The 12,746-nt window shown below is 51.6% G+C and carries 11 protein-coding genes; 4 read left to right on the top strand and 7 right to left on the bottom strand.

The window, feature by feature from the left end:
- Positions 1-245 precede the first annotated feature (245 nt).
- The 3 genes from bchD to ACM1PF_RS18635 all read right to left on the bottom strand — a co-directional run bounded on the left by bchD (position 246) and on the right by ACM1PF_RS18635 (position 4,588).
- Positions 246-2,402 carry a magnesium chelatase ATPase subunit D gene (gene bchD, locus ACM1PF_RS18645; protein ID WP_416666118.1) on the bottom strand — a complete coding sequence of 719 codons (2,157 nt, stop codon included), beginning with the start codon at positions 2,400-2,402 and terminating at the stop codon, positions 246-248.
- A 379-nt stretch (positions 2,403-2,781) separates the two neighbouring features.
- Positions 2,782-4,380 (bottom strand): tetratricopeptide repeat protein, encoded by a 1,599-nt coding sequence (locus ACM1PF_RS18640; RefSeq protein ID WP_416666116.1) that lies wholly within the window; start codon positions 4,378-4,380, stop codon positions 2,782-2,784.
- A 4-nt stretch (positions 4,381-4,384) separates the two neighbouring features.
- Positions 4,385-4,588: a hypothetical protein gene (locus ACM1PF_RS18635; RefSeq protein WP_416666114.1), complete on the bottom strand. Its 204-nt coding sequence runs from the start codon at positions 4,586-4,588 to the stop codon at positions 4,385-4,387.
- 121 nt (positions 4,589-4,709) lie between these two features.
- Here ACM1PF_RS18635 and ACM1PF_RS18630 point away from each other — a divergent pair, with 121 nt between their 5' ends.
- Positions 4,710-5,054, top strand: a complete 345-nt coding sequence (locus ACM1PF_RS18630; RefSeq protein ID WP_416666113.1) for a hypothetical protein — start codon at positions 4,710-4,712, stop codon at positions 5,052-5,054.
- 396 nt (positions 5,055-5,450) lie between these two features.
- Here ACM1PF_RS18630 and ACM1PF_RS18625 read toward each other — a convergent pair whose 3' ends face one another.
- From ACM1PF_RS18625 to ACM1PF_RS18610, 4 genes are all read right to left on the bottom strand, one after another.
- Positions 5,451-5,687 carry a hypothetical protein gene (locus ACM1PF_RS18625; RefSeq protein WP_416666111.1) on the bottom strand — a complete coding sequence of 79 codons (237 nt, stop codon included), beginning with the start codon at positions 5,685-5,687 and terminating at the stop codon, positions 5,451-5,453.
- A gap of 526 nt (positions 5,688-6,213) precedes the next feature.
- Positions 6,214-8,082, bottom strand: a complete 1,869-nt coding sequence (locus ACM1PF_RS18620) for a glycoside hydrolase family 15 protein (protein WP_416666109.1) — start codon at positions 8,080-8,082, stop codon at positions 6,214-6,216.
- Positions 8,083-8,109: 27 nt separating this feature from the next.
- Positions 8,110-8,862 carry a mechanosensitive ion channel family protein gene (locus ACM1PF_RS18615; protein ID WP_416666108.1) on the bottom strand — a complete coding sequence of 251 codons (753 nt, stop codon included), beginning with the start codon at positions 8,860-8,862 and terminating at the stop codon, positions 8,110-8,112.
- Between the two features lie 26 nt (positions 8,863-8,888).
- A complete protein-coding gene (locus ACM1PF_RS18610) occupies positions 8,889-10,091 on the bottom strand; it encodes a hypothetical protein (protein WP_416666107.1) in 1,203 nt (400 codons plus the stop codon).
- 247 nt (positions 10,092-10,338) lie between these two features.
- On the opposite strand from ACM1PF_RS18610, the gene ACM1PF_RS18605 reads away from it, so the two are divergent.
- The 3 genes from ACM1PF_RS18605 (at position 10,339) to ACM1PF_RS18595 (ending at position 12,696) form a co-directional block, all read left to right on the top strand.
- Complete coding sequence (locus tag ACM1PF_RS18605) at positions 10,339-10,563, top strand: hypothetical protein (protein ID WP_416666105.1); 225 nt, start codon at positions 10,339-10,341, stop codon at positions 10,561-10,563.
- Positions 10,564-10,626: 63 nt separating this feature from the next.
- Complete coding sequence (locus ACM1PF_RS18600; protein WP_416666103.1) at positions 10,627-10,932, top strand: DUF6335 family protein; 306 nt, start codon at positions 10,627-10,629, stop codon at positions 10,930-10,932.
- 195 nt (positions 10,933-11,127) lie between these two features.
- Positions 11,128-12,696, top strand: a complete 1,569-nt coding sequence (locus tag ACM1PF_RS18595) for a Na+/H+ antiporter (RefSeq protein WP_416666101.1) — start codon at positions 11,128-11,130, stop codon at positions 12,694-12,696.
- Positions 12,697-12,746 lie beyond the last annotated feature (50 nt).

Genomic DNA, 12,746 nt, shown 5'->3' with positions numbered 1-12,746 from the left:
TAATGCGTACCTCAACTTCGGGTTTGCCTGAAACCAATTCAAAGCGAGCTGCGTTAGTCCTGATTGAAGTGTTCCCTATGCGTTAAAGTTTCTACCTTTTGCTCAGCAAATGCTGCACAGTCCATTCACTCATTACTTCCAACCGTGGGCGATCGCTTTGCTACGGTGGAAATTAGGACTGGAGTAAGTGTGTTCGCAGAATGTAAGACTCTTCCGTAGAGTGACAAATGAAGCCAAGACTTGGTCTACCGTCCCTTCAAATCTGAAATGGCTCCTTTCGTCATCGCGGCGATCGCCTGATCAGTGGCTTTAGGCAGGTGATAGTATTTGCCGCCTGCCTGTTTAGCCAGTTCCTTGGCAAATCCGGTGGAGACAAATTTGTTTTCCGTGTCAATTACCAAGAGCTGAATGCCGAGGGCGCGAATCTTTCCGGCAATGTCCAGCAGTTCTGCCTTAATGTCGGGCTTTTCGTCATCCAATTTTGGCTCACCCAGCGATCGAGATAGGGGAATATTGCCCCGTCCGTCTGTAATGGCGACAATTACCACCTGCCCAATATCGCCAGACTGCTTGGCATTCATCCCAACTCGTACGGCTTGGGTGAGTCCATGCGCCAGCGGAGAACCCCCACCACAGGGCATCCGTTCCAATCGACGACGGGCAGAGGTGATCGATCGCGTGGGGGGCAGTAAGACCTCCGCCTGTTCCCCTCGGAAGGGAATCAGAGCCACCTGATCGCGGTTCTGGTAAGCCTCGGTCAATAAGCGCATCACCGCTCCCTTGGCTGAATTCATTCGGTTCAGTGCCATCGAACCTGAAGCATCCACGACAAACACAATTAAGGCTCCTGCTTTACGAGCCAGCCGTTTGGCACGAATGTCGCTTTCTTCGACGAAGACTTTTTTGCGGGGAGTGGGGAGTGGGGAGTGGGGAGTGGGGGATGGGGACTGATCCCGCTGGTCAAACCGTTGCCGTCTGGCTTTCTGGTAGGGAGCCGCCGATCGCAGGGTGGCATCTACGGCAATGCGGCGAACTTTACCTCTGGGTAAAACGGGTTTGATGTAGCGACCGCGATCGTCCGAGAAAATAATACTACGGGCACCGGATTTGCCCCGTCGTTGCGCCATCTGGGCAAAGTACAGCACCGTTGGGTCTAGAATCACGCCTTCGGGGTCAAAGACAAATTCTTCGGGGATATCCGGCGGGGTTTGATCCTGTTCTTCATCTTCCTCCTGCTCCTCTTCCTGCTCATCCTGATCTTGGGGAGATTCTTCCTGGCTTTCAGGGGGTGGCGGAGGTGGGGGTGGCGGTTGCTGTTCTTCGGGCGGTGTCTGGACGATCGTGGAACGCGGCACAATCACCAGTTCTACGGCCCGACGCAGATCTTCGGCCGTGACTTCGGTTCGACCATTTAGGGCCGCATGAGCCTTGGCCACGCGCAGGGCAAACAGTTCGGCTCGGTGTCCTTGCACCCCACCCCGCAGGGCTTCATTCACCAGATAGGCAATCTGATCGTGACTAATCTGCACATCCTTGAGCCATTCCCGCGCCAGAATGATCTGGGTTTTCAGGTTGTCGATTTCTTCGGTGTATTGCTGGAGAAACACCTGGGGAGATTCCGCATAGGACGTGGCCTGATCCACGGCTTCCACCCGCTCATCCAGTCCCAACACGGCATCCGCAGAAAGGGCGATCGCAATTCGATCGAGTAAGTGTTCGCGCAGATCCCCTTCTTCCGGGTTGTAGGTAGCAATCAGCAACGGCTTACAGGGATGCTGAAAGCTAATGCCCTCCCGCTCAATCTGGTTCCGCCCTTCGGTGATGGCAGCCAGCAGCAGGTTAGCAATCTGATCGTCCAGCAGGTTTAGCTCGTCGATGTACAGTACACCCCGATGGGCTTCTGCCAGCAGTCCCGGTTGAAAGACGGTTTCCCCCCGCTTAATCGACTGGGCCACATCCACCGATCCCAGCAACCGATCCTCCGTTACGCCCAGAGGAACCTGAATGAAGGGAGCCGGGACAATTTGGGTGGGTAAGGAGGACTCGGAATCGATCGGGCTGAAGGTGGATGGGGCTTCCTCTGGATTGGGCAGGGCAATCGATCGATTGACTCGCTCAGGATTAGAGAAGTCTGCAAACTGTTCAACGGTGTCATCATCCCACTCATCCGGGCGATCGGGATTGGCGTTGAGGGAACCTTCAATAATTTCGATCGGGGGTAAGAGGGCATGAATCGCCCGCGCCATGACTGATTTTGCCGTGCCCCGCCGACCTGCGATCACCACACCGCCCAAGCCAGGGTCAACCGCAGCCAGTAAAAGAGCCAGTTTAATCGCTTCTTGCCCGACAACAGCGGTGAGGGGAAAAGCCGTTAAGGTGGGAGTCTCGGTGAGTGCAGGCATGATGGTGCAAATATCAGTTCGATCGCAACAGTCTAAAGATTCAGCATATCAAGAGACGGGGTGCTCTTGGAGGCGATCTGAATTTTGGATTGTAGATTGTGGATTTTAGATTTTGGGCGTTCGTGGGTTTCAGGCGAACGATTTGCGAGTTTTGGGATAGAAGGCTATGGGAATCATTGTTCGGCTAGATGGAGAAATTCTTGATTGGAGGGATAGGGTGAATTTGCAAACAGTTTTTCCTCTAGCAAAAGTCGTTCTTCGGAAGAGAGGGCTAATCGCCTGGACGATCGAGTCTACCCGTTGAGTGTTCATGGTTGGTTTTTACTGAGTCGTGTCAGTATTCGCTAATTTAAAATTTACTTCAACCGATCGCCCCTCTTCATTCCGCCATTTCCCCTGATGATTGCCGCAGTTGCTCGATCGCCCGCTGTGTCGTTGGATGATCTGAAAGCCGATCGGTTTGCCCTGCCTCTATGACCTGCTGCAAGAAGGAGAGGAAATTTGCCCAACCAGTTTGGATCTTGGGGTGAGTTTCTCCAAGGCTGTTGAACAGAATACCTAATCCCCGGACAAAGAGCGGTTCAGCTTCACTGTAGCGTCCCATCGAGTCGTACAGTCCTGCCAGATTGTTCAGACTGGTGGCGGTATCGGGATGGTCTGCCCCTAACTGCTGCTCACAGATGGCAAGCGATCGGACAAAGAGCGGTTCAGCTTCACTGTAGCGTCCCATCGAGTCGTACAGTCCTGCCAGATTGTTCAGACTGGTGGCGGTATGTGGATGATCTGCCCCTAACTGCTGCTCATAGATGTCAAGCGATCGGACAAAGAGCGGTTCAGCTTCACTGTAGCGTCCCATCGATCGGTACAGTCCTGCCAGATTGTTCAGACTGGTGGCGGTATGTGGATGATCTGCCCCTAACTGCTGCTCATAGATAGCAAGCGATCGGACAAAGAGCGGTTCAGCTTCACTGTAGCGTCCCATCGATCGGTACAGTCCTGCCAGATTGTTCAGACTGGTGGCGGTATGTGGATGATCTGCCCCTAACTGCTGCTCATAGATAGCAAGCGATCGGACAAAGAGCGGTTCGGCTTCACTGTAGCGTCCCATCGATCGGTACAGATTTGCCAGATTTTTGAGAGTCCTCGCTAGCTCGACTGAATCCTCCTCAGTTTGAAGGGCGATCGCCTTTTCATAAGCTTGAATAGCTAGCTGTTGTTCTTTAGCATGTGCAGCCACCAAGCCATTGTCCAACCGTTCTTCATAGGCTTCTCCCAAACTGCTATACAAACTTGGCAGTAAGGGTGATTCTGGGTCTTGAACTTCCAGGGTGGCAATTTGCTTTTGTAACTCCTGGATTTTTTGTCTAGATTCAGCCAGTGAAATAGGTTTCTTAGGTTTTGCCTCCAACTGGAAGTCCTGAAACTCTCCACTCGATCGATTGTCCGATCGCCCTATTGGACGCACAAACTGAAACACCCCCCCTCGCCAACTCCAAAAATCCGGGGCTTGCTGGGTTAACTCTCGTGTAATTTGCTCCGTCAGCCAAATCACGATCGGAAACTGAAACTGGCGCAAAGCTTCCCTCGTCCATTGCAGCGAAAAGAAAAACTGCTCCCGCGCCGACTGTTCCTGATCCAGCCGCACACTCAACATTTGATCTGCCCCGCAGACCGTCACCATCACAGGCTGATCTTCATACAAAGCTGGTTCCTCTGCCGCCAGTGCCAGCAACGCCTGCTTCAAGCTCGTCTGATGCCGATCGAGTTGTACCCGCAAACAGGTGATGCCCTTTGCCGTGAGCTGCGCCTCATAGTCCCGAATCAACTCCTCCCGATAGGTGGGATGATCGCAAATCGCAATCAGCAAATTCAACTGCTTCAGGCTCGCCTGCACCGACAGCAGCAACTTTCGGAAATTCCGCAGATTTTCCTGTTCCCATTCCCGGTCATGCTGATCCGTAGGCAGCGATCGGCTCACTCAATCAACTCCTCCTGTCGCAGTAAATCCACCACGATCGGGTGAACGTCGTACCATAGCCGATCGCCTTCATCATACCGCTCAAACCCTGCTCCGTTACCCGCAAACGACAGCCGTAGTCTGGTGTATCAAAAGATAGACGAACTTTTGTAAAAATGTGGGTAGGTTTCCGTAAACCCGATCGTCTGGTTGAAGTAACAAATATCACAACCGAACGAGCTAACCTGTTGAGTCGCGTGTCTTTAATGGGAATGTTAAAGCAAGCTACTACAAAGTTAGCTTCATTCTATGTGGACTTTTCTACACCTATTACCAATTCAGGAACCTGTATGTTAAAGCATTCACTTCGTACCCTCGTGGCCACTGCCGTTTGTTCTTTGCCTGTTGTTTTGGGAACTGCCTCGGAAGCCCTCGCAGACCAGCGAGATTTCACGGTCTACAACCAGACCAATCAGGATATTTACTACCTCTATGTATCAGACTCCAACAGCAATTACTGGGGCGATGATGTTTTAGGCTCCAGTGTCCTTCCGTCTGGAAATTCCCTCTTCATCTACTTTGATGACTATTCCAATTCCTGCCTCTATGATATTCGAGCGATCGCTGCCAATGGTGCCGAACTGGATGCTCGTCAGGTGAACCTCTGCCAGATCTCAGAATATTACATTCGCTAGTCTGTAGGAGTTTGTTGGTGCTTCTGTAGGGTGGGCAATGCCCACCCATTGCCGTTTCCAGGTGCAATTTCTCTTAGGATCGAGCGTTAAATAACCTGTCAATCATTCTGCCTGTTTGACTGGGCGGGCAAGATGCCATTGGTGTCAAGTTAAGCAAAAGGCACTGTTGTCAAGCAAATTACAGAATCTAACAGATTGCTCTGTCGGTAAGGCCTTCCGGCAATTCAGTAGTTTTCATGCTGATTCCGCCAAACTGTTAGAGAACTGCACATTTGGTTGGTTGCTCTAATAGAAACGCCAAATATAGGACTTGACAAAATCGATTAGCCTTTAACTTGTCACCTATGGCAAGATGCCCACCCCACAAGAATTTTTAGATGATTCAATTCGCAGTTTTTAACGCATGATGCGATACTCCGTACTGATGGACATGAACACGGTGGGATCGGGAGTCGGTAAAAGCGGACTCCAGCTTTCTATGCGGCGGAAGTTCTTGAGATAGAGATCGTGAATCGTAGCGCGAACCACTTCTTTCGAGCCAAAGATAATGATGCGAACCCGCTCTCGTCCGGCATTCGGATCAGCATCATCTCCAAAGGCAGGATGATCGAACAGGTTAAAATCACCTGTCATGAGAATTCTCCTTGTATGGATTAGGGATTGTGGAATCAGAAGAAACCCACCAACCCGGTTTTCCCCCGCATTCAACCATCGCAAAGCCAGGGATAGGATGTGTTCAACAAAAACGCTAAACTAGTCCAAGCCCGACGGACAGCTACGGTCGTCTGTGGGGTTAGAGGTATGTTGTAGTGTGGAGCTACTTCATACCTCGCCAGGTTGTTGGGAGCCAGGCTACGGCAAACACGCACTGAGTAGCCATAAGTTAAGAAGATACCAGATCGATCGCCTCAGTCAAGTGTTCTGTTGTACAAATTTACTGATTGCAGACATTGATTACAGCCAAAGCTCTCTTGCAGGCAAGATGTCTGCGCTACGGATGATCAGACGACAAAACTCTGGAAAACTCGTAGGTTGGGTTGAGGGACGAAACCCAACGCAAACCATCTTGTTGGGTTTCGCTATGCTCAACCCAACCTACCAAAAAGATTGGTCAGTCAACTACGGATGACTGGGTGATGGTTTAGCGTGGGGTGTTTTCTCAGACGCGATGCTTTTGGTTCAGAGCTTTATCCAAATTCCAGGCCGCACTGATTAAGGCAATGTGGGTAAATGCCTGTGGGAAATTGCCGAGGGCTTCACCGCTGAGTCCCGTTTCTTCGGCATACAGTCCGACGTGATTGGCATAGCCCAACATTTTTTCAAACAACAGCCTCGCCTCCTCCAACCGGGCCGGATCATCGTACCCAGCGCGGGTGATCGCTTCCACCAGCCAGAACGAACACATACTGAACGTGCCCTCATCCCCTTCCAAACCATCCGCCGACTCGTTCACATCATAGCGATAGACCAATCCGCCCGAAACCAACCCACCATCCTTCGGCGATCGATAGATGGCATCCAGGGTTTTCAGCATCCGTGGATCGTTGGGGGAAACAAAAAAGACCAGTGGCATCAACAGCGTTCCCGCATCCAGGGCCGTACTGGAGTAGGACTGAACAAAGGCGTTTTTCTCAGCATCCCAGCCCTTTTCCATAATTTCTTCATAGATTTGATCCCGCGCCGCAATCCATTTGGCCCGATCGGCAGGAAACGATCGCTTGTCGGCTAAACGAATCCCGCGATCGAAGGCCACCCAGCACATCAGCTTCGAGTAAACGTAGTGTTGGGCTTGACTGCGAACCTCCCAGATACTTTGATCCGGTCGCTGCCAGTTGTCGCAAAGCCAGTTGAGAATTTGCCGCAAATAAATCCAAAAATCGTAGGAAATCGCCACTCCGTACTTGTTATAGAGATAGACCGCATCCATCAACTCCCCATAGATATCCAGCTGAAGCTGATCGTAGGCCGCATTGCCAATTCGCACCGGACTGGACTGCTTGTAGCCTTCCAGATGATTCAGCGTCGTTTCTGTCAGCAAATCTCGACCATCAATCCCATAGACAATCTGCAACGGCCCACTCGCCCCACAGGAACCCGTACTGCACTCATGGCAACGCGACTCAATCCAGTGCATAAACCGGGCCGCCTCACTGGTGAAACCAATCCGCAGCAGAGCATAGAGGGTAAATGCTGCATCCCGCACCCAGGTATAGCGGTAGTCCCAATTGCGCTCTCCTCCCAGGTTTTCCGGCAGGGCGCAGGTCGGAGCCGCCACGATCGCCCCCGTAGGCTCGTAGGTCAAGAGTTTCAACACCAGAGCCGATCGCTCCACCATTTCCCGCCAGCGGCCCTTGTAGGTACACTGCGACAGCCAGCGATGCCAGTAGTCGATCGTATGGCGGAATAATCCCGTTGTTTCCAGATGTCCCAACGGTAATCCGCAGGTTCCCGCCTCCAATTCTCGCAGAACAAACGTGGCCGTCTGCCCTTCCTCTAGCGTCACCTTGGTAAAGACACCATTATCCTGCTGCTGAAGCGGTACATTCGTCACCAGTCCCAGACTGATCGATGGGGCATGGAAACAGGCTCCTGTCTCCGTTACGCTAATTTCATGGTCGTCCCTGGCATAGTTAAATGCAGGTTGACATTCGACGCTAAAGGTCATGCTGCCCCGCTCCACCTTCACCTGACGAATTAAGCCGTGATAGGTCGGATTTTCAGTTGAAATCCCCACCGGCATAAAGTCAATAATTTCGCCAATGCCCTCTGGCATCAGGAAGCGGGTGATTAACACATTGGTGCCGGGCCAGTACAACTGCTTGCAGGACAGCCGATTCGGATCGCCACCATTCACCAGAGGACTGATCTTAAACCGCCCGCCCTTTTGCTCATCTAAAATTGCCGCAAAGACGCTGGGGGAATCGTGGGTGGGAAAGCAAAACCAATCGATCGAGCCATCCAGTCCGACCAGCGCGGTCGTGTACATATTGCCAATAATGCCGTAGTTTTCGATCGGTTGGTAAGCCATGAGGATTGGGGGAGAAATTTAAACGATTTAAGGTTTTTGATGGGGGATTTTATCATTCGAGCTGCCGTCCGTTTCATCTCTAAAACTGTGTCGGGACGTAGCATTATTCCTAGACATATTGACGATCGGCAGAGCCGACTGAACTTGTAGAGATTGCTGGGGCACGCCAATGTTAATGCCAGCTTTATCAAAGGCGAATTTTAAGCGACGACGATATTCCCGCGCCACCTCCCACTGCTTCAGCGGCAAGGTCTTAATCCAGATCCGCACCGTTGCTCCAACGTGATCAAGCTGATCCACACCCAGCAGGGAAGGCGGTTCCAGAATGAAGTCTCTCCAACTCGGTTCACTTCGCATATCATCGGCAGTTTGTTTGACCAAACTCAGGGCTTGATCCAGGTCAGAAGTATGGGAAATCGGAATCATAATATCAACCCGCGACCATTCCTTCGATAGGTTCTGGACAATCGTAATTTCACGATTTGGGATGGTAATCAGTCGTCCTTCTTCGTTTCGCAGTTGGGTAATGCGCAGGTTCATGGATTCCACAAATCCCGCGACTTCACCCACAATAATTACATCCCCCACGCCGTACTGATCTTCCAGCAAAATCAAAAAACCATTGATAATATCCCCCAGTACCCCCTGGGAGGCCAGGGTAATCGCCAAACCGACAATCCCTGCCCCGGCCAGGAGTGGAGCCAGATCCAATCCCAGGACTGACAATGCTGTGAGGGCACCGATCGCTACAATCACCGATCCAGCGATTCCTTTAATCACCTGGGAAAAAGTGGAGAAGCGCAGGGCTAAACGCTGGGAGCGGCCGAAGGAATCACGGCTCGTTCCTGAAGGATCAAAACCGATCGATCAATGGCCATGCCACTCAACCGCAGCAATCCGTAGGTAACGGAAATAATGATGACGATCGTGAGAGGCACTTCGATCGCACTCATGATCAGGGGTTGCAAACCGCGCGTGTAGGGAAATAGCCCCAGTAGGATATAAACCCCGCCAATCCAAACCACCCATTGACCAATCCAGCAAAGCCAGCGTTGCAGAGAAATAATGCCCAACTTTTGCCGATCGACAATTTTTTGCCTCAGGGCATATACGGTTTGAGCTGAGGGCGGATCCGCATCAGGGGAAGTGACCCGAGCCTGGGTTTCATCCGACGGTGCATTAGCGATCTGCTGTTTGATCTGAGCTTTGCGACGGGTTAACCAGGACTGGAGCCGGGCTAAACTCCAGCTTAGAAGCAGAATGATGAATAGGGTGAATCCAGCGATCTGAGCCTGCTGCCACAGAAAACCGGGTTGCCGTTCCTCATCGTAGGTCAGAATGCCTTCACGGATGACCCGCCGTAATTCATCTGCCCCAACTACAGGATCGGAGGCTCCCGCCAGCCGCGCATCTAACTCCGTAACCGTGAACACGAAAAACCGTTCGTTGCCCGTATCAATATAGACGATCGGCAGATTTCCCTGCTCATCAGCTTCCCAATAGACTCGTAGTGTGCTGGGATCATCCGCTTCTTGAGCTGCGTTGGTGAGGCGTTGCTGGATTTCCGCAGCCCTCAGGGAAGCGGTAAGGTTTTCTGTCGGAGCAACTCGAAACAGGGTCCGTCCGTCTAAGCGCACGGGGGCTGAGTTGATAAATCGCCCGACTGGCGTTAGAAAACCATTGATTTCCGGTAGTTCCAACCGTTCCGCAAGCGTGACTGGCTCTGTGGTTTCCAGTTCGGTAGTGCCCGGTTCGGTGGTTTCTAGTTCGGTGGTTTCCGGTTCGGTGGTAGCGTTCGGTACGCCAGGTAGTAATTCAGATGGTACCTGACTCCAGGCCGGGGATACAGCCAGAACCAGGGTACCGACCAGGAGCAGCCCCAGGAGAACTACCCGGAGCCGTCGAAAACCGCTACTCGATCGCCAGGGCCACGTCCAGGGTGAAGCGGGCGGGCGGGCGGGCCGGATGCCTTGCCTGTCGGTGAGTCTGGGGTATCGCAGTCTAACCATCTGACGTTTAGAGTCCTAATTCAGTTAACCTTTGTAAAACTCGTTCAACATAGACCTCAAGTTTAGAAGATGAGTTCCCCCCTAAGTAGGATTCTATCTTGCCCCTCCAGGAACCGGGGGAGAAGTCAATCAAAGTTATGCTGATTGATGAGATCCATTTATCCCTTTCGATCGATTCATATTTCTCTGATCACTGACATATTTAATGGTGCATAGTAACGAGCTTAGACGAGACAGGGAGGTACGAATGACCATGCAAGCAACCCAGCAAACCCAGGCGGTGCCTCGATCCCAAGAATTGCACCCAATGAAGCCTGTTCCAATGCCGTCTCCCTCAGCCGATGCGGCTGGAGTGATTTTATCGATCGCCTTAACGATGGATTGGTCAATGCCTGGTACATCAACTGATATGAGCCAAGATGCTGATCTGCTCATGCCTCGCCTGTTACTGTCTTGCACCGATGATGAATAGCGAATAGCAGATTAATGCGAACACAACGATATTAATAGCCAAGCGCGTATAGGAGTTGAATTCATGCAGAACAAGACCCACGAGCAGACGGCCCAAAATCCAGATGCCGCCCTAGCCAAAGATCCCGTTGTAGAAACCAGCCTTTCCCAGGAAGATGTGTCCCCCGATGGGCAGGGGATGCCCTCAGGCTATCAGCCCATTGGCGAAGAAGTTGAAGGCAGCACCACTCCTTCAAATAACCTGGTGGATGATATGGCAGATGCGATCGGGGTAGAGATGCGCGATCGAGAACCCATCGCCATGAAGGACAAGCTAGAGCGACGCGATCAAAAGCGGTATGAGCTTGATCCAGATTCACGCAGCAGATAGGCGGCAGTAAAGTAAAGCGCGTGGATGGACTCTGAGTCTGTAAAAACCGTTAATTTTATAAAGACAGGATGCGGAAGTTGGATGGAATTCAGCTTCCGCTCATTGATTTGGGTGACAAAAACCATAACCTGGGAACAAAATTTGGACTATGATCTCTGCGATAGACCATTGAAAAAGTTGAGTTGAGGGAGCTGGATGGCAATTGAGACATCAATGGCTGAGGTGGCGATCGAGCAAAACCTGGAGCGATTTCTTCTAGTCTTGTCCGTTTCTCTAAGCGTTGCGACCCTACCGCAAATCGTCAGTTGGTTTAGACGAATTCCCTATACACTGTTGCTGGTAATCGTCGGGTTGGCATTGGCCATAGCGGATGTCCGACTCATTAACCTCTCACCAGGCTTAATTCTATTTATTTTTCTACCACCACTCTTATTTGAAGCTGCATGGAATTTAAAATGGTCAAACCTGAAACGGGATTTAGTGCCCATTATCCTGTTTGCCGTTTTTGGGGTTGTCATATCCACCGTAGGCATTACGCTGGGACTGAATCAACTGGCAGGCGTACCAATTGCGATCGCCGCTTTAATTGGGGCCAGTCTGGCAGCCACTGATCCAGTATCGGTCACAGCCCTGTTTCGGGAACTGGGGGTCGCCAAACGATTGTCGGTGTTGATGGAGGGGGAAAGCCTGTTCAACGATGGCATGGCGGTCGTGGTCTTTAGCTTTCTCGTTGGACTATCGCTGGGAGAGTCGCAGTTAGGACTTAGCCCGATTCTGGTGGAGTTTTTTGTTGTAGTGGGGTTGGGACTGGGCATGGGACTGCTGATTGGATTCGGCATTTCTTATCTGACCCAGCGATTTGATCTGCCCCTGGTGGAACAATCCCTGACCCTGGTGTCTGCCTACGGTTGCTACATTATTACGGAGCAGTTGGGTGGCTCTGGGGTGATTGGGGTGGTTGTGACGGGATTGGTGCTCGGCAATTTTGGCTCCCGGATTGGCATGAATCCACGCACCCGGATTATCGTCACAGAATTCTGGGAATTTATTGCCTTTTTCGTCAATTCCATCATGTTTTTGCTAATCGGCGACCAAATCCTGTTTCGATCGCTGCTGGAAAACCTGCCGACGATCGCCATTACGATTGGGTTGATGATCTTGACCCGCGCCATTGCCATCTATGGGTTAACTTTCTTTGCCAACCGAACCGTGCAATCCGAGATTCCCATTTCCGATCAAACGATCCTCTGGTGGGGCGGCTTGCGAGGTTCCGTGTCGATCGCTCTGGCGTTAAGCGTTCCCGCAGCATTGGCAGGCCGGGATGAGTTGATTGCCACTGTTTTTGGTGTAGTGTTGTTCACGTTGCTGGTACAGGGATTGACGATTCAGCCCTTACTGAAAACCCTCAAGCTCTTGGGTGATCAGCCAGTGCGTCAGGAGTATTCTGAACTGGTGGCCCGCCGCGCTGCCCTGGAACGGGTCTTACAACACTTAACTCAGATGAAAGAACGACCTGAAGTAGAAGCTGATTTTTACAATCTTCAGAAGGTGTTGGTGAAAGGAGAATTACAAAATTTAGAATCCGAACTGGATACTTTGATGAATGAACATCCCAATCTGCGAGAATTCACGGCGGAACAACTGCGATCGGAATTGATGGCGATCGAGGCAAATACCTATGCTGAATTTGTGCGATCGGGTCGGCTGAATGAAGAACTGGCTCCTTCTTTGCAGCTTGTGTTTAATGAGCACAAGGAGGGTTGAACCAGGTTGAGTCAGCGCAGGCATCTTGCCTGCGCGACCGATTAACGCCA

This window comes from Egbenema bharatensis FJBBOT/2019, from assembly GCF_048077055.1.
GTDB lineage: Bacteria > Cyanobacteriota > Cyanobacteriia > Elainellales > Elainellaceae > Egbenema > Egbenema bharatensis.
The sequence above is the reverse complement of the archived record's forward strand: the minus strand, read 5'-3'. Positions and strand labels throughout refer to the sequence as shown.

Bases quoted from the DNA above. Each gene is read 5' to 3' on its own strand.
- bchD (WP_416666118.1), bottom strand. From the start codon at position 2,402: ATGCCTGCACTCACCGAGACTCCCACCTTAACGGCTTTTCCCCTCACC.
- ACM1PF_RS18630 (WP_416666113.1), top strand. From the start codon at position 4,710: ATGTTAAAGCATTCACTTCGTACCCTCGTGGCCACTGCCGTTTGTTCT.
- ACM1PF_RS18625 (WP_416666111.1), bottom strand. From the start codon at position 5,687: ATGACAGGTGATTTTAACCTGTTCGATCATCCTGCCTTTGGAGATGAT.
- ACM1PF_RS18620 (WP_416666109.1), bottom strand. From the start codon at position 8,082: ATGGCTTACCAACCGATCGAAAACTACGGCATTATTGGCAATATGTAC.
- ACM1PF_RS18610 (WP_416666107.1), bottom strand. From the start codon at position 10,091: ATGGTTAGACTGCGATACCCCAGACTCACCGACAGGCAAGGCATCCGG.
- ACM1PF_RS18605 (WP_416666105.1), top strand. From the start codon at position 10,339: ATGACCATGCAAGCAACCCAGCAAACCCAGGCGGTGCCTCGATCCCAA.
- ACM1PF_RS18600 (WP_416666103.1), top strand. From the start codon at position 10,627: ATGCAGAACAAGACCCACGAGCAGACGGCCCAAAATCCAGATGCCGCC.
- ACM1PF_RS18595 (WP_416666101.1), top strand. From the start codon at position 11,128: ATGGCAATTGAGACATCAATGGCTGAGGTGGCGATCGAGCAAAACCTG.